General features: G+C 35.2%; 9 protein-coding genes, 1 tRNA gene and 7 pseudogenes. 7 read left to right on the plus strand and 10 right to left on the minus strand.

Annotated features, from left to right (window positions below):
- Nucleotides 1-1,327: 1,327 nt before the first annotated feature.
- The 6 genes and pseudogenes from DMC01_RS03505 to DMC01_RS03530 form a co-directional block, all read right to left on the minus strand.
- Nucleotides 1,328-1,966 carry a hypothetical protein gene (locus DMC01_RS03505; RefSeq protein ID WP_142692899.1) on the minus strand — a complete coding sequence of 213 codons (639 nt, stop codon included), beginning with the start codon at nucleotides 1,964-1,966 and terminating at the stop codon, nucleotides 1,328-1,330.
- A gap of 446 nt (nucleotides 1,967-2,412) precedes the next feature.
- Complete coding sequence (locus DMC01_RS03510) at nucleotides 2,413-4,035, minus strand: McrC family protein (protein WP_142692900.1); 1,623 nt, start codon at nucleotides 4,033-4,035, stop codon at nucleotides 2,413-2,415.
- Nucleotides 4,022-5,657 (minus strand): annotated as a pseudogene (locus DMC01_RS03515) (AAA family ATPase). The gene DMC01_RS03510 and the pseudogene DMC01_RS03515 overlap by 14 nt, the downstream one beginning before the upstream one ends.
- An 802-nt stretch (nucleotides 5,658-6,459) precedes the next feature.
- Nucleotides 6,460-7,124: pseudogene (locus tag DMC01_RS03520) on the minus strand (IS1595 family transposase).
- A gap of 797 nt (nucleotides 7,125-7,921) precedes the next feature.
- The gene (locus DMC01_RS03525; RefSeq protein ID WP_142692901.1) at nucleotides 7,922-8,152 is read right to left on the minus strand and encodes a hypothetical protein; all 231 of its coding nucleotides are present in this window, start codon (nucleotides 8,150-8,152) and stop codon (nucleotides 7,922-7,924) included.
- Between the two features lie 55 nt (nucleotides 8,153-8,207).
- Nucleotides 8,208-10,487, minus strand: a complete 2,280-nt coding sequence (locus DMC01_RS03530) for a TonB-dependent receptor (RefSeq protein ID WP_142692902.1) — start codon at nucleotides 10,485-10,487, stop codon at nucleotides 8,208-8,210.
- Nucleotides 10,488-10,784: 297 nt separating this feature from the next.
- On the opposite strand from DMC01_RS03530, the pseudogene DMC01_RS14780 reads away from it, so the two are divergent.
- Nucleotides 10,785-11,062, plus strand: a pseudogene (locus DMC01_RS14780) (hypothetical protein); the annotation flags it as partial.
- A gap of 77 nt (nucleotides 11,063-11,139) precedes the next feature.
- Here the strand turns inward: DMC01_RS14780 and nifJ are convergent.
- A complete protein-coding gene (gene nifJ, locus DMC01_RS03535) occupies nucleotides 11,140-14,712 on the minus strand; it encodes a pyruvate:ferredoxin (flavodoxin) oxidoreductase (RefSeq protein ID WP_142692903.1) in 3,573 nt (1,190 codons plus the stop codon).
- 187 nt (nucleotides 14,713-14,899) lie between these two features.
- Here nifJ and carB point away from each other — a divergent pair, with 187 nt between their 5' ends.
- The 4 genes and pseudogenes from carB to DMC01_RS16425 all read left to right on the plus strand — a co-directional run.
- Complete coding sequence (carB, locus tag DMC01_RS03540; protein WP_142692904.1) at nucleotides 14,900-18,454, plus strand: carbamoyl-phosphate synthase large subunit; 3,555 nt, start codon at nucleotides 14,900-14,902, stop codon at nucleotides 18,452-18,454.
- A complete protein-coding gene (locus tag DMC01_RS03545; protein WP_185908664.1) occupies nucleotides 18,451-19,086 on the plus strand; it encodes a M15 family metallopeptidase in 636 nt (211 codons plus the stop codon). The genes carB and DMC01_RS03545 overlap by 4 nt, the downstream gene beginning before the upstream one ends.
- 2 nt (nucleotides 19,087-19,088) lie before the next feature.
- Nucleotides 19,089-19,289 (plus strand): annotated as a pseudogene (locus tag DMC01_RS14785) (Sua5 YciO YrdC YwlC family protein); the annotation flags it as partial.
- A gap of 147 nt (nucleotides 19,290-19,436) precedes the next feature.
- Nucleotides 19,437-19,658: pseudogene (locus DMC01_RS16425) on the plus strand (Sua5 YciO YrdC YwlC family protein); the annotation flags it as partial.
- A 54-nt stretch (nucleotides 19,659-19,712) separates the two neighbouring features.
- Here DMC01_RS16425 and DMC01_RS16430 read toward each other — a convergent pair.
- From DMC01_RS16430 to DMC01_RS03565, 3 genes and pseudogenes are all read right to left on the minus strand, one after another.
- Nucleotides 19,713-20,567, minus strand: a pseudogene (locus DMC01_RS16430) (IS1595 family transposase).
- 581 nt (nucleotides 20,568-21,148) lie between these two features.
- Nucleotides 21,149-21,223: transfer RNA gene (locus DMC01_RS03560), tRNA-Glu, on the minus strand.
- 317 nt (nucleotides 21,224-21,540) lie between these two features.
- Nucleotides 21,541-21,870 carry a hypothetical protein gene (locus tag DMC01_RS03565; RefSeq protein WP_142692908.1) on the minus strand — a complete coding sequence of 110 codons (330 nt, stop codon included), beginning with the start codon at nucleotides 21,868-21,870 and terminating at the stop codon, nucleotides 21,541-21,543.
- Nucleotides 21,871-22,472: 602 nt separating this feature from the next.
- On the opposite strand from DMC01_RS03565, the gene DMC01_RS03570 reads away from it, so the two are divergent.
- The gene (locus tag DMC01_RS03570) at nucleotides 22,473-23,054 is read left to right on the plus strand and encodes a manganese efflux pump MntP (RefSeq protein ID WP_142692909.1); all 582 of its coding nucleotides are present in this window, start codon (nucleotides 22,473-22,475) and stop codon (nucleotides 23,052-23,054) included.
- 1,494 nt (nucleotides 23,055-24,548) lie between these two features.
- A pseudogene (locus DMC01_RS14790) lies at nucleotides 24,549-24,641 on the plus strand (IS1595 family transposase); the annotation flags it as partial.
- Nucleotides 24,642-24,899: the final 258 nt, after the last annotated feature.

The following is a 24,899-nucleotide window of genomic DNA, read 5'->3' on the forward strand; positions in this document are numbered from 1 at the left end:
AAGCTATTTAAAACTTATAAGCTAACCTTTGCAAAAGCATTTAAAAGACAGCAGCCAAACCTCGTAATTATACCCTAATTTCGTTTTTTTTTTTTTTTTTTGAAAAGTATGAAAAATTTAAAAAAAGTTATTCTTGTGCCTTGCAAACTAGCTAAGTTAAAGCCTTTGTAAGGCTAAGAATAAGTAAGCTATCTTAGATGAAGCCTTTTTTACTTTGCAAACTTAAAGTAATAATTTTGTCGCACTAAGTAGGCTTATCTTTAAAGCTTTTTAGTTACACTCAAAATTACAAGCCTTGTCTATCTGAGCGAAGTCAAGTATTTCAAGCCCTCATTTGTCATACTAAGCGTGTGCTAAGTATCTCAACTTGTGTCTTGTCATACTAAGAGAAGTAGCTCCTTAAAATTTAGAGATATTTCACACAAGGCCTAAATATGACAAGTCTTGTCTAAGAGAAGTAGCTTAAAACAAACTTTTTTATAAAGGAGCTTTTTGTGTTTTAGTTGTAGCCTCAGCAAAGCGTTCCTTACTTGTCTGAGATAAAACCGAAAATATGCTGTTTTGTTATCTTTATAAGAGCTTAAAACAAAGTTTCTTTGTCAAACTTGTCAAACAAAGTATTGTAAATAAAGCAAAGATGATTTATCAAACAAACTATATTTATGAAAACAACAAGCTTGGATCAAGATTTTTGAATCTTAGTTGTTTTGGCTAAAAATTTAAAGAAAGAGGGGATGAGAGTGCAAGAAAAAAGAACTATGAGATCTATCAAATTGTATTGAAACTACTAAGAGAAAATTCACATATATTTAACTCAAATTTTAAGCTAGAAATTAAAACACCAAAGGCTATATTTTAAAAAGCTATTGATTTTAAATAAAATACCATATTTATCATACTGATAGAATGCAAAGTATCTCATAGTTGAAGAGATTTTTTGCTTGTGCTACGTCTTGCAAGCTACTTCACCCATAGACTTAAAATGACGAAATTCTTCTCATTTTAAATGTGTGTCAAGAATTAACGAATTTGTGGAGAAATGTTTTGAATTTAATGACTTCTTCGCCCATAGGCTTAAAATGACAAATCAACACTTTTAAAAAAGCCACACCAAACAAATTCTAGCACTTACTTTGCAACTCAAAAAGCCCAAAAAATCGAAAATTAAATCAACTTTATCCAAAAATAAGATATTTTTAAGAGGTTTAAGTAATGCCTTCTTTCAAATAGCTTTAAATTCAAATTTAAAAGATCTTCTTCGCTTTGAAATTCAACTTTTAAAGAACTTAGCTCATAAAGCCCCTATAAATTTGGCCACTGTTTAAATTTAGGTAGTGCCACCTCCGATGAAATATTTTTCAACATCATCTAAGAGCTTTTCGCAAAGCTTTGAGTCTGTGCTTTTTTCTACTATTAAATTTATAATGGTCTTTGTATCTCTAAAAGAACCAGCCGATTTGACATTGTCCCTTCCTAGCTTTTGTCCTTCTTTGGCGTATTTTATGGTTATGGTAAATTTAGCACCAGGTGAGGCTATGCCTAAATTTGTCTCCACAACTACATTCATGCCGCCTGAGGCCTTGCCAAGCGTGGTTTGAGTCTTTGAAACTATTTCCTTAAAGCGAGTACAATGCTTGATAAGTTCTCTAATAAATCTATCCTCAAAGGCCTCATAAGCTACCTTTAATCTATTTTTTATATCCTCAGCCGTGCCCTTTTCAGGTGCAGAAAAAACCATATAAAAGCCACTTTTTATATCAACTTGCTGAGCCTTTGAATCCCTACTTGTAGACATGATCTTTACATAAATGGCATTGTCAAGATAAACCCTATCTATCATAGGTCCGTAAATATCATACTCTCTTATCCTAGTTATAACCTCTCTTGCTATGACATTTAGCTTGACACCAGCCTCGTGTATTATGGGCTCCATTTCTTTTTTTATATCGAGTAATTCTTTTAACATAAGCCATCCTTAAAGCCTCAAACAATGCCTCAAAGTTAGAAAAGCTCTAAGACAAAGCCAAAAGCACTAAAATTTTCAATAGTTTTAATTATATAATATTTTTGAAAACCTATACCCCATATCGACAAAATTTACCCTCTTTTTAAGATCTTCTTAACATTTTAAATTTGCCCAGCATCTTTAAGCCTTTTGTTTGCTTTTTTAAAAAACTTGAATTTAGGCTTCTTGCCACAAGCTAAGATTTACCGAAACAAGTTCCTTTTCTAAAAAACTTCATCTTGTGTTACTTCCTTAAAATTATAACTTCAATGAAGTTGTGGATATTTTAGGCTCATTTACATTGAAAAAACAAATTTTTAGCTTGTGAGGTGGCGATTTTTGCACTTCATTTTGAGGCAGCTTTTGTGAATTTTTAGCAATTTTTGAAAAAATTCACGCCTTTTTGTCTAAATTCCGTGAATTTTTTGCATATATTTTTCAAGCTTAAAAAAATGAATGTTTAACTCAATGTCCTTGTGTGGCTTTAATTTGCACTCGTGCGGCTTTACTTCTTTGTTTTTGCCGTCTTTGCGTGGCTGTTCGCAAAAACACAAGCTAGCTTTGTATTTTAATCTAACATTAGCACTGCTTACACCTTGAATTTTAGGGTAAATGAGATAGCCTTTGTAGCATTGATATTTTGCAAGATAAGCAAAGATTTGATATAAATCGCTTTGCGAAATTTCGTAATCATCTTTGCTGGAATTTAAAATTTTCCATTTGGTATCAGCGATTATAAGTGGCAAAGGCATTTCATCTTTGCTATTTTTCTCTTTTTTGCTATTTTCAACTTCTTTTTTATCATAAATTACAAGATCAGGCCTTATTTGAAACATATCTTTTTTGCCTTTTTCTTTTTCGTCTTTTCGTGCTAGAAATTTGGCTTTTTCTTGGGATTTTACAAGATATTTTTTGCCAAATTTTTGTTTCAAACACCAAGCCACAAAGCTTTCAAACAGCACATTCATATCAAAAAGCAGCACAAAGGCTTTTTGGCTACCCTGATATGGCAAGAAATTTTGCCGCTTTAAAAACACCTTGCACCACAAAAGCAGATTTTCATAGCCTTGATAGTGGATTAAATTCGCACTTTTTGTAAAGTCCTTGTCGAAATTCACACTCGCTCGCACCTCATCAAATACAAAGCGACTTTGGGCGATTTTTTGGCTAGTTTTAGCACTAAAATTAAGCCTTGCTAGCAATAAAAGCGTGGATTTTATAAGGCGGTTTGGGGCTATGTCAGAGGTAAATTCATCGCTTGTGGTGAAAAATCTCTCTTTGTGGGCGAAATTTTGCCTTAAATTCTCGCTAAAAAGTAGCTTGCCCTTTAAAAATCTGCGGTTTTCCTCACGCTCCACATAATCGCTTTTTAAACCCTTTTTGATAAGCCTTTCAAGCTCGTTTAAAAACATTAGTGCAAAGATTTCAAGCAAAGGTAAATGCTGGGTTTTTAAATTTGAAATATGGCTTTGTTTGAAAGGCGAATTTTTAAGGGTTTTAAGCATATTTAATAGGATATTTTTGGCTTTGCAAATTTCGCATTTTTCTTTTGTAAAGGGGGTGCAAGTGCAGCCTTGAATTTTAAACCCCTCGCTATCGCGAAAAGTCTTTGGCAAAATCTCCAAACAAAAGCCACTTTTAGTTTGTATAAGCCCGACATAATTTCGTGCTTTAAGGCTGTTCTTGCCATAATGATTTAAAAAGATATGATTGCCCGTTCTATCATCAAAATTGCCCTTTTCATCGGCAAAATCTTGCAATTCTTTGAAAATTTTTGTAGCCTTTTCTTGCAAGGCTTTGTCGAATTCTTGTCTTTCTTTGTCATTTTGAGCTTTCGTAGAAAGCGAAGAATCCATTTGTAAATTTAAGCGTTCTTTTTGGGCTGTGGATTCTTCGCTCGTGCTACGCACTCTCTCAGAATGACAAAAAGTGGCATTTTGTGAATTGTAAGATCTTACAAGCACAGCCCTTATCTCATCAACTCCAAATGCCTGCCACTCGCACACACAAAGGGTTTTAGTCTTCGTCATTTTCGTCTAAATTTTCTGCATTTTTGGCGTTTTTATCGTAAATTCTTTCAAATTGCCATTTTTGCCACTCATTAAAATTTGTGATTTCATACACGATTTTTTCGCTTTCAAAATCGCTAAATTCAGCCATAAATTCAGGGCTTTTCTTTGGCTTTATCATTTCATTTTTATTCAACACCGCGTCAATTTTCGCATAATCATCATAAAAATACTCTTGCAAAAGCGGGATGATTTTATTTTTAAAAACACCTTGCAAGTCGCTTAAATCGCTCACACGCATAAAAAAGCTATGCCCTATAGTTCGCTCCCTGTCGAGCAAAAACTCAATTCGCTCATTCATAGCTTTAAGCAATTTTTGCAAATTCACGCCCTCACAATTTTCGCTCAAAATGCTAAATTCAGGCATCATCTCCACAAAGTCAAATCGCCTACGAAGTGCGGTATCAAGCAAGGCTATGCTTCTATCAGCTGTATTCATAGTGCCGATTATATAAAGATTGCTTGGCACGCCAAAGCCCTTGCCGCCGTCAAATTCACGCCCACTATAAGGCAGCGACACACGCAGTTGCTCCGATTCTTTTACTCGGCTCTATAAGCGTAATTAACTCACCCAAAATCTTGCTGATATTGCCACGATTTATTTCGTCAATTATGAGAATAAAGGGCTTTTGCGTATTATCGACAACTAATTTTGTGTTTTTTGCCATCCTATCAAGCAGCTTCACCGCCTTAACCCTATCAAGCGGATAAAATGTTTTCAGCGTTAAATTCCCGCTCAAATCATAAATATCCCTTTCATTTTTATCAAGCCACTTAACCTTTCTAACCCTTGGATACCTCTGCAAATCCTTATCTGCGTTATCATTATCCCAATAAAATTCGCCATCAATGATACCAACGCCCCTTATAATGCCCTTTGTGCCCTCAAAAACGCAAACCATATCCCCCACACTCGCATTTTCAAACTGCTCAATGCTACTTTGAGCGTTCGCACCAAGCGTAGCGACTTGCTCATCCGTTTTATAATCCGCCCAGCCAATTCTAATTTCATTATTATTTAAGCAATGTTCCAAAATCTTTTCTCTTAATTTCTTTTCGCTTTTTGCCACAATGGATATTTTCCAAACCCTTGTCGTGTCGCTTATTTGAAAATTCGTTTCCTTGTCTAAAATTTCATACTCTTTATGCAAAGCCCTTTCGCAAATTTGCTTAAAAATCCCAGCCTCGATTTTATAAGATAGTTCTTTTGAATTTACATTTTCACTAGTTTGTGCTGAATTTTGGGCGATTTCAGGCTTTATGCCTTCCACAAATTCCTCATAAGAAAAACTTTGATGAAAGGTAACAAACTCGATTTGCCCATTTTGGCGGAATTTATCAAATTTTGCCTTTGCCCTTTGCCTTGCATCCTTGTTGCTTGGGTTGTCTTTAAGTTTTGCAAGAAGTTTTAAAATTTCATCTCTATCGCTTATAGCAGGGGCGAATTTTTCATTACATAAAATCTCCAAAGCCTTATTTATGGTGCTATAAGTCTTACCTGTGCCCGGCGGTCCATATAAAATTTGATTCAAAGGCGGATTTTTGTGTGAATTTTTGTTTGACATAGTTTCATTACTTTGCATTTGGTTATACTCGTCATTGTCTTTGTCATTTTTATCGCCATATTGTTTCCAAAGTTGCTCTTCTTTCTTTTTAGAATCTTCAAGTGTATAAATTCTATCATTCATTAACTTTTCGTAAATTTGTGAAGTTTGTAGTTTTTTGTCTCCCAACTTTTCTTCGGCGATTTTTTTGAGTGTTTGTTCTCTAAAAATAGGAAAAATTTTCATATCATCAGGGTTTTGGTAGTGAAAGGCTATCTTCCATTTGTATGAGTGTCCAAAGTCTATCTTGTCTATTTTAGCCAAATCATTATTTTCACTAGCTTCAATGACTTGCAAAATCAACGATTTGATTTTTTCAAAAGCTGCTGTCGGCTTATCGCCATACTTTTTCCACCAAGCATAGTCGTCTGAATACATTCTGCCTTTTTCGTGTTCTTTTTGGGTGTTATCATCTCTTTTGTAAATGCCAAATTTAAAGGAACTTCCACCCCATATACTGCCTAATGTATCAAGTTTGCTTTCTATCCAATAGCAAAAATCATCCCTATCCCCATCGCCCTTTAAGCCCATGTATTGCTCTAAGGTCATATTTTCAACTCTTTGAGGGCTCCAAATTTGCTGATATTTATTGAAAAGTTTGCGTGTTTCGTCAGTATCTTTTAAATCCATTTGTTACTCCATATTTTATGTTAAAATTCACACCGCCTTTAACATCTTCTCTCAATACTTATAAAAATTTAGAATTAAATACAAAAAAAGCTTTGCTTAAAATAAGCTAAATTTAAAACTTCATATCTTCGCTTCACTCAAAGATTTTGGCTCAAGATACTTTAATAGGATTTTCTCTTATCAACTTTAATAAATTTTGATAAAGACTTTGTCCTAAATTTTTTGTATTATATCTAAATTCTGTTTCTTTTAAATGAAGGACAAAATTTTCTTTTTTTATGCCCCTAAATTTAGCTAATCTAAACTTTACAAAGCCCCAAAAGTTCTCTATTCCGTTGATATGATTTCGTCCATTTGCAAACTCGAATTTGGCGTGTTTTACCATATAATGTGCCTTTGCACCTTCTTGCAAAGTTGCTAGTGTAACGAAGCAAAAAATCAAATAAGCCATCATAAGCCTTCCAGCTATCACTATAAATTTCACACTCGTTAAGCTCCGCAAAGTCCTTTATTATAGGCAGCAACTCTTTGGCAGAACAGTGCTTTACAACTTGCGTATAAACGCAACCATTTCGCTTTAACATACCGAACACAGGTGTCTTTTTTCCAGCCCCACGTCCACGCTTACCACGCACTATTTTTGCACTAAAATAACTCTCATCAACTTCAATCTTACCACTCATTTTAGAGATTTTTTCGCATTCTTTTGCGATTAAAATGCGAATTTCTTTGAAAATTTTGCACAAACTTTGTTGTGCAATTTGGCAAATTTGAGCGTTTTTTTGCCTCTAAATCAAGGCAGAAATACTTCAAAATTCCTTAAATTTCTTTTGAGACAATTCTGGAATGAATCATATATTTATTTTTCATTTTGTTCTCCATACTTTAAAATGATCTTGTATCAGATTAAAGTGTCTTGAGCCTATTTATTACATCATCTTTTGATACCATTGCTTGTTAATTTTTGCTTTATTATTAAAAATGCCTTGCAAGTAATCATCACTTTTGGATAAAAAATGCTTGTTATTTGCTTACTATTTGCTTGTTATTGAGGCTTTGTCTTACAAACTGTTTGCAAAATCTTATAAAGTTGTCCTAGCCATCCAGTTTGTAAGCCTTACAAGCTACTTTTCTACTTGCAAAGTGGCTTAGATCTTGCAAGTTGGCTTGTCTTGATTTAATCTGCAAGTCTTGCAAACTGTCTTTTAGCAAGTAAGCCTACAAACCTTGCAAGCTAGTTCGTCTTAATCCGAGTCTGCAAACCTTGCAAACCACCTTGTCGCCATTACTACTTAACAAATTTAAATTCAAAGCTTTTTAAAAAAGCATCAAAGCCTTTGAAAAAACAAAGTAATATATAAATTGAACTTTAAACTAGCTTAAAAAGACTTGTTTTAACCTAAAAAATGTGAATTTTTTGTAAAAGGGTGTGAATTTTTTGTTTTGAATTCGGATTTTTGCTTTTTTGCTTTAAATGGGGCTTTATTGTTTTTGCTTTTTGCTTTGAATTTTTTGTTAAAAGGCTTGAATTTGTGTTAAAAATTCAGATTTCTTACACAAAAGCTTTGAATTTTTTGTTAAAAATTTAGCTTTCTTGCAGAAGGATTTTAATTTTACAATTCTTGTTTAGGCTTGAATTCAAGCTTAAATTCAAGGGCTTGAAGTTTTTTGTTTTGAATGGCTTGCAAGTGTAAAGAATCATCACTTTTTAACTCTGCATAAAAAAATGGGTTTTTAAATTCTAAAACATTATGATTTTTAAGGCTCTTAAAATATACCTTAAAATCAGAACCTGCAAACAAAAAAGATACAAAAATAAGCACAAAGGTAAAAATTCTCTTCAAGCCAAGCCTTTTTGATGATAATTATACAAAAAAAGTTGTGATTTTGGAATAAATTTTATTTTAGGCTGTATTTAAACTCCACAAAATATAATCTTCCCATCGCTAAAACAAGCTCATCGCCTTGGGCATAAGTGCTATAAAGCGTATCCAAAAGATTACGCACCCCTGCTGAAAGTGTTAATTTGTGGCTGTTTAAAGCAAGTGTATAGTTTAATCCTACATTAACAAGATAATACCCGCCCTCATTTGCTTTGCCCAAGGTATAATCAGGTATTTTAAGGCTTGTGTGTTCGCTTGTGTAGGAGGGATTTAACACAAGTCTTAGCTTATTTTTTGAGCTTGATAAAAGATCAATTTCTAGCTTAACATTTGCCCTTAACCTTGGCACAAAAGGGATTTCCTTTGATTTTAATTCATCAAAAGCTTGATTGGCATTAATAATGCTTGTCCAAGTATAGCCCACGCTTTGGCTTAAATGAAAAATACCAAGGTTTTGAGAAGAAATAAAATCAACGCCCACCCTTTGTGTATCGCCTAAATTTCTATAAATATAACTCATAGTGCTGTTTTGATTAAAAAAGATCTCATCAAAGCTTTTTGTATAATGTCCTGCTAAAAATATACGAGCATTTATTTTTTCGTTGAGATAAAAATGCTCTTGCCAACCAAGCTCAGCCTTGAAATAACGCTCATTTTGCAAGTCATTATAGCTATTTGTCAAAAGAGCCTTAACCTCTCCATTGCCTACTAACTCGTTCTCATCATTAGGGTTAATGTCAATAAATTCAAAGGCATCCGGGCTTATAAAACCAAGCTCACCTTTTATATAAATATTTCCTGTGTTGCTGTATTTAAAATTTGGCGTTAAATCAAGAGCATAAGCGAATCGTTTGAAACGGTGGCTAAAATTTGGATTACTTAGATACTGTGCTTGTGTGCAAGCATTTGTATCTGTGGAGTAGCAGTTAAAGCTTTGCTCGTTATTAACGAGATAATTGCTGTATTCTAGCCTAGCCCCGCCGTTTAAATCAAACCATTTGGCTAAGTGCCAACTTTCATAAATATAAGGAGAAAAAACCGTTTTTTGCCCACTCATCAATGAATAAGTATTATGCCTTGTTTGAATGGTATCATCATAGTGATAATTCATCTTGCTCTTGCGGTTAGCATAATCAAGACTGTTATCTAGTCCCAAAATCAAAGTATTTGAATTTATATGGTGTTTTAACTTGAAATTTATGCTAGCACTATGTTGATTAAGCTCGCTTCCTTGAAAGCTTCTTGTATCAAAGCCATCACTAAGATCGCTAAATCCGTAAAGCACCTTGTTAAAATGATAATTTCCCAAAACTGTAAAATCAAGGCTCTTGCCTTGCTTTTCGTAGCTTAAAAAGCCTTGAAAATCATTAATCACAAATTTATTTATAGTATCACTTGCGCTGTAACGCCACTCTTTTTTAAGCTCATCTTTTGTGAGATGATTAAACTGTGCGTTTGAATCAAAAAAGGAACAAGCATACCCACTTGGCTGCGTGTCATCAGCTATGCAGCGAGGGGTTATGGTATTTAATCTCTTAGCAGGCTCAGACCTCAAAGTGTAATTATACTTAGAATAAAAACTTATCCATTCATCAAGGCTTGTTTCATATTGAATTTCTACATTTGCTCCTAGGCTTGCTGCATAATCACCTCTTTTGTATGCACCTCTATATTCTAAGCATTCATAATACCAAGCCCTACCATCACTACCCACAAAAGCTGGTTCTTTAGGACAGTTTTGACGCCAACCACGAAGATAAGGAGTTCTAGTCCAAGGATTTGTAGTGGTATATATCACAAACTGAAAGGGCTCATTCAAACCTGTATTTCTAGAAAATGGGGTATAATCTGCACTCAAAGAAGTGCTTATAAAAACCTTGTCATTTATGATTTTAGCACCATTAATATTAAGCGCACCGCCTTGCAAAGCACTTTTTTCTCCGCTCGTGCCTTTAAGTGAAAAATCTAAAAATTCATAAGGGGCTTTTTTGCTGATGATATTAACAACGCTGCCGCGAGTGCCATAAAGCACGCCACTAGCATTGGGTGTAAATTCAATAAGTTCGACATTGTGTAAATTTATGCTTTTAAAATTTAAAAGCCTTGCTTGATTCAAAAAAAGCTTAGTCTGTGTCAAAAACTCCAAGCCTAAAACCTGCTCTAAATCATCATATCCATTGTTTTTTATGTCTTTTTCATTAATATAAATGGCATTTGTGTTTGTTTGATTAGCAAAAATGGGCGAGCTTACTAAGAAAAAACATAAAAGCTTTAAGACTAACCCCCCCCCCCCCATAGCTCTTATTTATTGGCATTTTAATCCTTTTGAGATAAATGTAAGGGGAAATTGTAGCGGATTATTTCTTAAAAATGAATTTTGATTCAAGATATTTTAATTTGATACAAGATCATTTTAAAGCACAAAATGAAAAATAAGTAGGCTGAATTTAACTTAAACTCTAATAAATGAGCTTCAAGTTATGATTATACCGATAAAAAACAAGTATATAGTCCGTTTATGAATTTCTCAAAAGAAATTTAAGAAATTACGAAGTATTTTTTACTGCGTGCTACATACTTGTTCTTTTGCGTAGCAAAAGCTTATTATAGGGTAAAGCATAATAAAAATGAATTTGCATACTTGCGAAATCATATCAATGAAACTGTGAATTTTTTTACTTCGTACTCTTGTAACTGTAAGCAGAAGTGATTTTGCGAAATTGCGTTTAGCTAAATTTAAGGGCTAAAAGAGAAAATCTTGTCCTTCATTTAAAGGAAACTGACTTTACAAATAATACAAAAAATTTAGGACAAAATTCTCATCAAAATTTATTAAATTTGATAAGGGAAAATCCTGTTAAGTTTAATTGAGCCAAGAAAATTCTGTTAAATTTAATTGAACCTAAATTTTATCGCCCTAACTTACAAATATAAGTTAGGGCTAAAATTTAATCTTCTCTGTGATTAAAGCCCTTTTCATCGCTAAAATCAGAATTAGCAAGCCTTTTGAGTTGGCGGTATCGTCTTTGGGCATCAGCCTTGTTTTTAGAAAAAAGCTCATTTGCTTCTTGGGGATTACTCTTTTTTAGGGAATTATAACGAACCTCGTTCATTAAAAAGGCTTCATAAAGCGACCAGTCAGGCTCTTTACCCACCAAAACAAGAGGATTTTTACCCTCATCTTGCAAACGAGGATCAAAGGTATAAAGTGGCCAATATCCACATTTTGTAGCTAAATCACCCTGATCTCCTGAATGTCCAAGCCCTCCCTTTATGCCGTGTGCTATGCAAGGGCTATAAGCTATGACTAGGGACGGTCCATCATAAGCCTCAGCGGCTATGATAGCCTTTATTAGGTGGTTGTAGTTTGAATTTGAGTTGACCTGTGCTACGAAGATGTAGCCATAGGTCATTGCTATTTGCCCTAGATCCTTTTTTTGCACAGGCTTTCCAGCAGCGGCAAACTGCGCTACTGCTCCTGTTCTTGAGGACTTTGAGCTTTGTCCTCCTGTGTTTGAGTAAACCTCAGTATCTAGCACAAGTATATTGACATTTTCCCCGCTTGCTAGGACATGATCTAAGCCTCCATAACCTATATCATAAGCCCAGCCATCTCCACCGAATATCCAGTGTGATTTCTTGCTTAGATACTGTTTAAGCTCTAAAATTTCCTTTGCTGCCTTGCTTTTATCGCTTTGAAGCAAGGGGATCATTTTATTTCTAAGATCAACAGAGGCAGTAGCATTTTCCTTTTGAGCTATCCATTCCTTAAAGGTAGCAGATAGGGCATTTGAAACCTCGTTCATATTTTCATTCATTATATTTTCTATGCGGTTTCTAATGGTTTCAGTGGCTATCTTCATACCAAAGCCAAATTCAGCATTATCCTCAAAGAGTGAATTTCCCCAAGCAGGTCCATGTCCGCTTTGAACGCTTTTTCTGTAAGGAGTTGAAGGAGCTGAGCCTCCATAAATTGAGCTACAACCTGTGGCATTTGCTATGATCATCCTTTCTCCAAAAAGCCTTGTGATTAGAGTTATATAAGGGGTTTCGCCACATCCAGGACAGGCTCCGTGAAATTCAAAAAGAGGCTGGGCAAACTGTGCTCCTTTGGTGTTTTCCTTTGCCATAATGTCATCTTTATAACGAACCTTCTTAAACAAATAATCCGCATTTTCTTGCTCCCCACTTTCTATCTCCTCATCCAAGGGCACCATCACCAAGGACTTTTCCTTTGAAGGACACTCCCTTGCACAAAGCTCACAACCCGTGCAATCAAGAGGGGATACTTGAATTTTATATTTAAGCTTATGCTCCTTTGTGCCCTTTGCATCCAAATTATGCTCCTTAACCCCCACAGGAGCTTTTTCTAACTCCTCATCATCTATGAAAAAGGGTCTAATTACAGCGTGAGGACAAACAGAGGCACATTGATTACACTGAATACAATTTTCTTGTATCCAGCGAGGTACCATAACCCCAACCCCTCTTTTTTCAAACTCTGTTGTCCCACTTTCAAAATGCCCATCCTCATAACCCACAAAGGCAGAAACAGGAAGATCATTGCCCTTAGCCTTTTCCATGGGTCTTGCTATTTTTTCCACAAATTCAGTGCCCTTGTAGGCATGAACTTCTTCTTTTTCTCCAAGAACTAGATCTTTCCAAAGAGGATCAACTTCTACTCTAATCAAACCCTCCCCTCCTATATCAATAGCCTTGTAATTCATCTCAACTATACCCTCGCCCTTTTTGACATAGGTTTTGTGGGCTAATTCTTTCATAAATTTCTTAGCATCTTCAAAGGGAATGATCTCTGTGAGTTTAAAAAATGCCGATTGCATAATGGTATTTGTGCGGTTTCCTAGCCCTATGTCCCTTGCTAGTTTTGTGGCATTTATTATGTAAAAATTCACCCTCTTTTGAGCCAAGGTCTTTTTAACGCTATCAGGAAGGTGTCTAATGGTTTCCTCAGCACTCCAAATGCTATTTAGCAAGAAGGTGCCATCCTCTCTAATGCCCTCTAAGATGTCATAAATTTCAAGATAAGCAGCAACGCTACAAGCTATAAAATGCGGAGTTGAGACAAGATAGGTTGAGCGAATGGGATTTTTAGAAAAACGCAAATGACTTCTTGTATAGCCACCGCTTTTCTTGCTATCATAGGCAAAATAAGCTTGGGCATATAGATCTGTGCTATCTCCTATGATCTTAATTGAGTTTTTATTAGCCCCCACAGTCCCATCAGCACCAAGTCCGTAAAAAAGACACTCAGTGGTGCTTTCACTAGCTAGTGAGATCTTTTGTTTGAGCTCCAAAGAAGTGTTGGTTACATCATCTACTATGCCAACAGTAAAGCCATTTTTAGGCTCGTCCTTTTTAAGCTCCTCAAAAACAGCAAACATCTGAGAAGGATCCACATCCTTGCTTGAAAGCCCATAACGACCCCCAATGATCAAAGGCGCATTTTCCTTACCATAAAAGGCTACGCACACATCAAGGTATAAGGGCTCCCCTAAGGAGCCTGGTTCTTTTGTCCTATCAAGGACGGCTATTTTTTTAACCGTTTTTGGCATTACATTGAAAAAATATTTTAGGCTAAAGGGTCTGTATAAATATACCTTTAAAATGCCTACCTTTTCGCCATTAGCACGAAGATGATCCACAACTTGTTCTAAATTTTGCGTTACAGAACCCATAGCTATGATGATTCTATCAGCTTCTTTATCCCCATAATACACAAAGGGCTTATACTCCCTACCTGTGATCTTAGAAATTTCTTGCATATACTCATCAACTATCTCAGGCAAGGCATCGTAAAAGCGGTTTGTAAGCTCTCTTGTTTGAAAATAAATGTCATCATTTTGTGCTGTGCCGCGAGTTTTAGGATTTTCAGGGGTCAAACAGTTATCTTTAAACTCCCTAACTGCTTCTTTATCAAGAAGTCTATCAAAATCCGCATAGTCCATTAATTCTATCTTTTGAATTTCGTGGCTTGTGCGAAAGCCGTCAAAAAAGTGTAAAAAAGGCACTCGCCCCTTAATAGCAGCCAAATGAGCAAGTCCTGCTAGATCCATAACCTCTTGCACTGAGTGAGAACAAAGTATGGCAAAGCCTGTTTGTCTTGCTGCGTAAATATCTTGATGATCTCCAAAGATAGATAAGGCCTGTGAGGCTATGGATCTGGCTGCTACATGGATCACGCAAGGAAGAAGCTGTCCGGCTATTTTGTACATATTTGGAATTTTAAGCAAGAGTCCTTGAGAGGCTGTGTAGGTAGTGGTTAAGGCACCAGCTTGCAAGGAGCCGTGAACTGTCCCAGCTGCACCTGCCTCACTTTGCATTTCTACCACCTTAACAGGTACTCCAAAGAGATTCTTCTTGCCCTGAGAAGCCCATATATCTGTGTAATCTGCCATAGGCGAACTTGGCGTGATAGGATAAATCCCCGCAACCTCAGTAAAGGCATAGGACGCATAAGCAGCCGCCTCATTTCCATCCATAGTCTTCATCTTCTTAGCCATAACAACTCCTTAAACTAGCTTTGAGTTTTGAAATGATACCTTGTTTGACTTAATTTTTACTTAAATTATATTTAAAAAGTAATTTATTTGTAAAATTCAAGCCTCTTTAAACCCTCAAAATAAAATTGCGTATTATACAGTATAAACTTTAACTCGTTATAATTTTAATCAAAATTCAAGGATTTTTATGCCAAAGAGAACAGATATTTCAACCATTTTGCTTATAGGAAGCGGACCCATAGTCATAGGACAAGCTTGTGAGTTTGATTACAGCGGCACTCAGGCTGCAAAAACCCTCAAAGAGCTTGGCTACAAGGTGGTTTTAATCAACTCAAACCCTGCGACCATTATGACAGACCCACAGTTTGCCCACTCTACCTACATAGAACCCATCACCAAAGAAAGCCTGCTTCGTATCATAGAAAAAGAAAAAATTGATGCGATTTTACCCACTATGGGCGGACAGGTTGCCCTAAATGTAGCAATGGAGCTTTTTGAAAGTGCTGAATTTAAAGAAAAATTCAAAAGTGTCAAATTCCTTGGTGCAAATCCCGAAGCCATTAAAAAGGGCGAGGACAGGCAGGTTTTCAAAGAGTGTATGAAGAAAATCGGTATGGATTTGCCTCGCTCTGCCTACGCTTATGATTACGAGGAAGCGCAGAGGGCTGCTACTGAAATAGGCTTTCCGCTGATGATTAGAGCCTCTTATACGCTTGGAGGGGCTGGTTCTGGGGTGGTTTATAATATGGATGAGTTTAAAGAACTAGCCACACAAGCTCTATCTTTAAGCCCCATACACGAAATTTTAATCGAAGAAAGCCTGCTTGGATGGAAAGAATTTGAGATGGAGGTAATTCGCGATAAAAACGACAACTGCATCATAGTGTGTAGCATTGAAAATGTCGATCCTATGGGCGTTCATACGGGAGATAGCATTACGGTTGCACCTGCTTTGACACTGACAGATAAAGAATATCAAGTAATGCGAAACGCTTCCTTTGCCATTTTGCGTGAAATTGGCGTTGATACAGGGGGTTCAAATGTGCAATTTGCCATAAACCCACAAAGCGGCCGGATGATAGTCATTGAAATGAATCCTCGAGTTTCTCGCAGCTCAGCCCTTGCAAGTAAGGCAACAGGCTATCCTATCGCAAAAGTCGCCACGCTTTTGGCTGTGGGCTTTTCACTTGATGAGATAAAAAACGACATTACAGAAACTCCCGCTAGCTTTGAGCCTGTGATTGATTACATAGTTACTAAAATTCCTCGCTTTGCTTTTGAGAAATTCCCATCAGCTGACACCACGCTTGGCACGGCGATGAAAAGCGTTGGCGAGGTAATGGCGATAGGCACAAGTTTTAAAGAGAGCATTCAAAAGGCTTTATGCTCACTTGAAAGGGGGCTTTGCGGCTTTGATTTTATGCTTTGCGATAAAAATGAGCTAATTTTCAATGTGAGAAATCCTAATGAAAAGCGGCTTTTGTATCTCGCACAAGCCTTTAGAGAGGGCTTTGAGATTGATGAGCTTTACGCACTTTGCAAGATTGATAAATGGTTTTTGGGGCAGATTAAGGAAATTGTGGAGTTTGAAAAGCAAATCGATATGGATATTTTAAATGATAAAGATAAATTAAGACTTGCTAAATCAATGGGCTTTTCAGATAAAATGCTAGCCTTTTTAATTAACAGCAAGGATAATTTAGAGCTAAGCCAAAATGACATTTATTACGCAAGGGAAAAGCTTGGCATAAGGGCTATTTATAACGAGGTAGATACTTGTGCTGGGGAGTTTGAGGCACTTACGCCCTATCTTTACTCTACTACAAATGAAAATGAGGGGCTTGAGGATTTGGGGGGATTGAGTGGAAATGCCTTGAATTTAAGCGAGAATTCAAATGGAGAGAATTTGCTGAATTTGAAGGGACATTCAAGTGAAAATTCAAGTTCGCACGGCGAGAATTCACAAAAAATTTGTCATTCTGAGGGAGTGCGTAGCACGAGCGAAGAATCTACTAAGAACGGTAAATGTTTGAATTCACAAAGAGCTTCTTCGCTTTCTTTGAAAGCTCAAAATGACAAGAGCGACAAGAATTCAAATAATTCAAAAACTTCCATAAATTCTACGCCAAATTCAAACAAAAATCCACAAAAAAAAGTAATGATTATAGGTGGGGGTCCAAATCGCATAGGACAGGGCATTGAGTTTGATTACTGCTGCGTTCACGCTTGTTTTGCACTCAAAGATTTAGGCATCAAAACCATAATGTATAATTCAAACCCTGAAACCGTCTCCACAGACTATGACACAAGCGATATTTTATATTTTGAGCCAATAGACTTTGAGCATTTAAGAGCTGTGATTGAAAAAGAAAAGCTAGATGGCATAATCGTTCATTTTGGAGGACAAACCCCGCTTAAATTTGCCAAAAAATTAAGTGCCTTTGGAGCGAGGATTATAGGCACAAGCGCGAGGGTTATTGATTTAGCAGAGGATAGAAAAAAATTTGCTGAATTTATCAATAAAATCGGCATAAATCAGCCCAAAAACTCAAGCGCCACTAGCGTGGAGGAAGCCGTTTTAAAAGCTAGTGAGATAAATTATCCTGTTTTGGTGCGTCCTAGCTATGTGCTTGGAGGGCGTGCTATGCGTGTGGTGCATAGTGAAGCTGAGCTTAGACTTTATATGCAAGAGGCTGTGGATGTGAGCGACAAGGCTCCTGTTTTAATCGATCAGTTTTTGCAAAATGCCATAGAACTTGATGTAGATGCCATTAGCGATGGGGTAAGTGTCTATGTGGGTGGCATTATGAAGCACATTGAAGAGGCTGGAATTCACTCAGGTGATAGTGCTTGTGCCTTGCCTCCTTGTGATTTGGATCCCAAGCTTATAGATTTAGTCAAGCAAAAAACCAAAGATATAGCCCTAAATTTAGGAGTTGTTGGGCTTTTAAACATACAGTTTGCCATTTATAACAATGAGCTTTACATAATAGAAGTAAATCCCAGAGCCTCTCGCACCGTGCCCTTTGTCAGCAAGGCAACAGGCCTGCCACTCGCAAAGGTAGCTACTCGCGTAATGTGGCAAGGAAATTTAAAAGAAGCCCTTGAATTTTATGATGAGTATAAGATGGTTTGTGAAAAAGATGGAATTTTACAGCCTAAAAAGATGAGTTTTAGCTCGGTTAAGGAGGCGGTTTTTCCTTTTGCAAAGCTTAGCGGTAGCGATTTAGAACTAGGTCCTGAAATGCGTTCAACAGGAGAGGTAATGGGCATAGGAAAGGACTTTGAAACAGCCTATGCAAAGAGTCAAATTTCAGCCTTTAACGACTTGCCAAAGGGCGGGGCTGTGTTTATCTCGCTAAAAGATAGGGATAAAATTCACGCAAAGGCTGTGGCTAGTGCTTATTTAAAGCTTGGCTTTAAGCTAGTTGCTACGAGTGGCACTTGTAAGGCTATTTGCGAGAGTGGTTTAGAATGTGAGCTTGTTTATAAGATTTCAGAAGGACGTCCTAACATAGAGGATAAGCTTAAAAACAAAGAAATTCAACTTGTCATCAATACAAGCGATGAAAAAAGCTCAAAAAGCGATACAAAAAGGATTAGAGCCAGTATAACCCGCTTTAAGATTCCATATTTTACAAATTTAAGAGGTGCTACTGTTGGAGCAAGGGCTATAAAGATCATGCAAGATGGAGGCTATCTTGATGTAAAAAGCTTGCAAGAATGGCTTTGTGCCAAATGAGACTTGTTTTTTTATTTTGTCTCTTGGCTCTTTCTTGCCTTGCAAATGAGGAAAAGCTAACTAAGTTAAAGCTTTTTAAGCTTAGCTCGTCAAATTTCATACACGCTCTTGCTTATGCTAGTGAGGATAATTTTATGAGGCTTGATCTTTACTCAAATTTTAAGCTTAAAGAATGCTACTTGCACGAGGATTTGCGTGAGAGGATAAATACGCTTGATCAGATCTTGCAAGAAAACAAGCTTAAAATCATACTTTATGACTGCTTTCGTCCAAATGAGGTACAAAAAATAGCCTGGCAGCTCATCAAAGATGAAAGGTTTGTTGCCAATCCCTACAAAAACGGCTCAAATCACAGCAGGGGCATAGCACTTGATCTAGGCTTAGCGGATTTAAACGGCAAGGCTTTAAAGATGCCCACTGAATTTGATGATTTTTCACAAAGAGCAAGGAGTGATTTTGAATGCAAAGAAAGCGAAAAAGAAAAGTGTCAAAACAGAGAGCTTCTAAAAATGATAATGCAAAAGGCTGGCTTTAAGGGAATAAAAAGCGAGTGGTGGCATTTTGAGGCTGATTTTAGGGGACTAAGTAGGCAAGAATTAAGACAAAAATATCCCCTCTTAGAGCTAAGATAGCTATGATTTATCTAGCACAAACTGACACCACAGCAGGCTTTTTAAGCAAGGATTATAAAGAGATAAACAAGGCTAAAAAAAGAGACCTAAATACCCCTTGCATACTTACAATGGCTTATTTTAGCGAGCTTTTATGTTTCGTGCGTGTGCCAAAAGTGCATAAAAATCTCGTGCGAAGGGCGAGAAAGACAAGTTTTATTTACAGCAAAAAATTCACAAATTTAAATAAAACGAGGCTTGATGCTTTATCAAAGCCTAGTTCTTTTAATAAAATAGCTTTAAAAAATGAGATAAATTTAGCTAGCTTAAAAAGCAAGGGCTTGAATTTAAATAAAAATTCAAGCTCCCTAGCTTGTAGGGTGGTTAAAGACTGTGTGCACTGTGAGTTTTTAAGGAAAAACGGAGCCTTTTTTTCAAGCTCAGCAAATTTGCACAAGGAAGAATTTAGCGAAGAAAGAGCAAGAAAAATTGTGCTTGAAAATTGTGGCAAGATCATTGATGAGGATCTTTTTGAAGGAGTTGCTTCAAAACTAATCTTGCTTTCAAGGATGAAAAAAAGAAGGCTTCGTTGAATTTTAGCTTTTGTTGTGTAGGCTAGGTTTAAAAATTGCTTTTAAAATTTAGACTCAAGACAACTTAAGCTGATTTTGCCTTATCATTTTTAATAAGATTTTATATAAAGCTTGATCTTGAATTTTCGTGTTATATTAAATTTTATTTCTTTTAGATGAAGCAAGAAATTTTCTTTTTTGATTTCTTATCAATTTAGCTAAGCTATGCTTGGTAAAAGCTCTTCTACTACGCAGTTGCAAGAACAAGAAGCAAAGAAAATTCACAGTTGCATTTATGTGATTGTTGGCAAACTCATTTTTAGAATGCTTAACACGGCCTTGTGCTTTAGCACCTTCTTGCAAAGACACGAGCGAAGCATTGCAAAAAATCTACAAGTTCATCATAAGCTTTGCAAATATCGCTAAATATCGCTATAAATTATACTAGATTCTAAGTCTGCAAAGCTAGATAAAATAGGCAAAAGATATAGAACAATTCTTTACAACTTGCGTATAAACACTAGCTTAGCGTTTTTAGCATATACTTTTAGCATACCTTCTTGTAAAGTGGCAAGTGCGTAGCACGAAGTAAAAACACAGATGTCTTTTTACCAACCTCACGCACACGCTTTGCACGCACACGCTTGCACCTTACTATTTTAGCTCCTTCTACTACGCAGTTGCAAGATGAAATGAAGCAAAAAATAACTCTCAACAATTTTTATTTCACCTTTTTGAAATATTTTCATATTCTTGTGCAATTAAGTTTCTAAGTTACTTAAACATCTTAGATAAAGACTTTTACGAAATATGACAAATTTTTGCAATTTTTATGGCTTTAAGATCAAGGCAGAAATATTTAAGAATCTCTTTAAATTTAGCCTCTGAAATTCTGAAACGATTAATATACTTGTTTCTCACCTTGTAAATCGTAACTTAAAGCTTATTTATTAGAGCTTAAGTTTGATTTAGACTTTATTTAATCAACCTTTAAAACCTATTAGCTTTGCCAAAAAGGCTTGTGATTTACTTTTGAAAAAAACTGTTTGTGAAATAAAAGGAGCTTGTTTTTAAATGAAGTTCATTTTTTCATAAACTAGCTTAAATTAAGAAACTGTGCCTTGCTAAAAAATCTAAGCCTTATAAGAAGACTTCATTTTGATGAAAAAGCTAGGCTTTGTCTGAGAAATTTTATTTTAATTAAAAAGTTTAACAAAAAATTTAATTTGGCAAAGAAACTTAACAAAAAAGCTATTCCTTGAAATTTTGCCTTAAATTTAATAACTAAGAAGATTTAAATCCTTCAAAATTAAGCATTTTTAAATTTCGCAGTTTAATGAAATGGGTGAATTTATACCAAGTTTAGCGCATTAAAGCATAAATTCTAGCTCTTTTGATAAATAAAAGGTTGATTAAATTTGGATTTTAAAAAGTGTTGTGTGAATTTAAGACTAGTTAGAGATAAAAAAGAGCCTATTTCTAGGCTCTCACAAAGGAAAAACAAAACAATCTGGTGACCCATACGAGACTCGAACTCGTGTTACCGCCGTGAAAGGGCGATGTCCTAACCGCTAGACGAATGGGCCAAAATACTAAGCTCTTATTGTTTTGCAAAGCCTTGCTAAAACTAAGAAAGCTAAATTTAGCTTGGTTGTAAGCTTAGATTTTGTCTTTAAAATTCTTTGAGCTTAAAGCAAAGTTTGATTATACTATTATAGCACTTAAATATCCCTTAAAAGACAAGCTCTTAAAATGGCAATTGTTACTTTGAGCTAAAATGAGCTAGGATTTTTTCTAAGTCATTTTAACAAAGCTTTATGCAATTTTTCATTCTTGATTTTAGATCTAAATTTAACTTCTTTGAAGTGCGTGAAAAATTTCCTTGCTGTGAAATTTAGCTAAGTTAGCCTTTGCATAGCCACTTTTTATTTACAGTTGCAAGAGTACGAAGCAAAAAATTCTTTATGTCGTTGATATATTTTCGCGCCTTTACAAATTCAAATTTGACATACTTTATTCTACAGCAAGCTTTTGTTGCTTTTACTACGCAGTTACAAGACAAAACGAAGTAAAAAATTTGCAAGTCGTTGTAGGATTTGAGATTATCGCTGTAAATTTCACACTCGTTAAGTTCCGCAAAATCCTTTATTATGGATAGCAACTCTTTTGCCAAGCAATGTTTAAGCACTTGTGTATAAATATATCCGTTGCGTTTTAGTATGCCTTCTTGCAAAAAGACAAGTGCCTAGCACGAAGTAAAAACATAGATGTTTTCGTGCAAACCCCACGCCCACACTTAAAAGGCAAAAATTTAGCTTTTTAGCCAAGCCACGCACTCGCCTTGCCCCCCTCTGCTTACAGTTGCGAGTGTAACGAAGTAAAAAATAGCTCTCATCAACTTCAAGCTAAGCATTCATTTTCTAAATAAACTTTGCTTGTTTTGTAAAGAAACTTAGTTTTGCTGATTTTTTGCACTTTTTTGATCTTAAAACCTTGCTGCACAGTTGCATTAACACAAGGGCAAGAAAGCTTTCAAAAAGGACGATTTACTTACTAAAAGATTAGCACAAAAACATTCTAAGCATTGCTAAAATTTTAGCTCAACAGTGTAGAACAAAAATATATACTAAGATTGATTTTACCAAACTTTTAGCTCTAAGTATATAAGCTAAAAGTATAAATCGCCAAATAAGTTTATAAAAAACATTTTTTATCTTATTTTTATAATAAATAAAGTTTAAATGTTATATAATACAAAATTAGTTTTATATTTTTAGCAAGGATCAAGCTGACAAGGTCTTCTATCTTGTATTTGATCTTGCAAGAGGAGAACTTATGGGAATTTCAAGCGTGGTTTTACTCGCCATAGCACTATCTATGGACGCCTTTGCTGTGTCTTTGTGCAAGGGCTTTGCTGTAAAAAGGCTTAATGCTAGGCATTATCTTACTGTTGGGGCTTATTTTGGTGGCTTTCAGGCTCTAATGCCAAGTGTGGGATATCTTGTAGGTGGCACTTTTAGTGCCTTTCTTGGCAAGATAGATCATTATATAGCCTTTGTTTTGCTTTGTTTTATAGGCTTAAAGATGATTAAAGAAAGCTTTAATAAAGAAGCAAAGAGCGAGGGTGTATTTGAGTTTAAAACCATGCTCACACTTGCCGTGGCTACTAGCATAGATGCCTTAGCCGTTGGTGTTAGCTTTGCCTTTGTGGAATTTGATAGTATAACTGTGTGGCAAAGCATAGTTTTAATAGGTCTTATAACCTTTTGCATCTGTGCCTTGGGCTTGAAGATAGGCTATCAATTATTCTGTAATAGCCTTGGTGAGAGGCTTGGCAAAAGGGCTGAGTTTGTAGGAGGGCTAGTGCTTGTAGGACTAGGCTGTAAGATCTTGGCACAGCATTTGTTTGAGGCCTGATCTTAGAATTTGCCAAAAAATAAGGTATAAATTTAGGATCAATTAAACTTAATGCGAAGTATCTACGAATTGTTAGATATTTTTGCCATTGCTAAATTCAACTCAATAAAACTCTCTCTTATCAATTTTAATAAATTTTGACAAGAATTGTGTCCTACATTTTTCGTCTTAATTTTGTTTCTTTATAAATGAAGGATAAAATTTTTTGGCTCAATCCAACTTAAGCGGATTATTTCTTATTTATTTTTAGTCCGGTTTCATACAAATCTTGCCTTTATATTTTGATATTTATCTAAATTCTATATCTTTTAAATAAATTAAGAACTTCTATTTCATCTTTAAATTTAGCTAAGCTATGCTTGGCAAAGCCTTAGAAATTCATAATTGCATTAATATAATTTCACGAGTACGCAAACTCGTTTGCATTATGCTTTACCCTATATTATGCCTTTTCAAGAAGTAGCAAAGGCATAATATTTTATAAAACATAGTGCAAACGAGTTTGCAAAGAAACACAAGCACATAAACGAAATTGTGAGCTTTTTTACTTCGTGCTCTTGCAACTGTAAGCAGAAGTTTGCAAAGTTTAAAGTAGCTAAATTTCGACTTGCCAAATTTAATGGCTCAAAGAGAAAATTTTATCCCTCACTTAAAAGAAATAGAATTTAGATACAATGCGAAAATTCAGCAACAATATAAAATCTTGCTAAAAATGATAAAATAAAATCTGCTTAATTTTAATTGAGCCAAGTTGCTAAAAAAATAATCCGTTTCAGTTGTCTTAAACTAAAATTCATTCCAAAATCACAACTTTTTTGTATAATTATCATCAAAAAGGCTTGAAGAGAATTTTTACCTTTGTGCTTGTTTTTGTAGCTTTTTAACAATAAAGCCCAATTTTGAACAAAAAATTCACACCCTTTTACAAAAAATTCAAAGTAAAAAGCAAAAAGCAAAAACAAAAATCCGAATTCAAAACAAAAAATTCAAGCTTTTTAAAACAAAATTCACATTTTTTAAGTTAAAACAAGTCTTTTTAAGCTAGTTTAAAGTTAAATTTACATATGATTTTGTTTTTTAAAGGTTTTGATACTTTTTTTAAAAAGCTTTGAATTTAAATTTGTTAAGTAGTAATGGCGACAAGGTGGTTTGCAAGGTTTGCGGACTCGGATTAAGACGAACTAGCTTGCAAGGTTTGCAAGCTTACTTGCTAAAAGCCAGCTTGTAAGAGGTGCGGTAGTTTGCAAGACTTGCAGATTAAATCAAGATAAGCCAACTTGCAAGATCTAAGCCACTTTGCAAGTGGCAAAGTAGCTTGTAAGGCTTGTGGGCTGAATGGCTAGGACAACTTTATAAGATTTTGCAGACAGTTAAGACAAAGCCTTAATAACAAGCAAATAGTAAGCAAATAACAAGCATTTTTTATCCAAAAGTGATGATTACTTGCAAGGCATTTTTAATAATAAAGCAAAAATTAACAAGCAATGGCATCAAATAGAATTTAGATATAATACGAAAAATTTAGGACAAAATCTTTATCAAATTTTATTAAAATTGATAAGAGAAAATCCTATTAGAGTATCTTGAGCCATAAATAAAGCAAAAGTCTTAGAATTTTCTCAAAAACAAGCTTTTGTTTTATCCAAAAAAGAAGATAGTCGCCTTTATTTTCATCTTAAAAAGGATTGATCATAAAATTTTTATTCAATAATTTAATAGTCATTGTTATGTTTTCTACTCTTTCATACGCTAATTGCCAAAAAAAGCTCTTTGATTTAACTGTTATGGAAGGCACAAGCACGGAGGAGATCTTAGAGGAATTTGCTTTAAGATGTGATTTTAGCA

The organism is Campylobacter troglodytis (assembly GCF_006864425.1).
Lineage (GTDB): Bacteria > Campylobacterota > Campylobacteria > Campylobacterales > Campylobacteraceae > Campylobacter_D > Campylobacter_D troglodytis.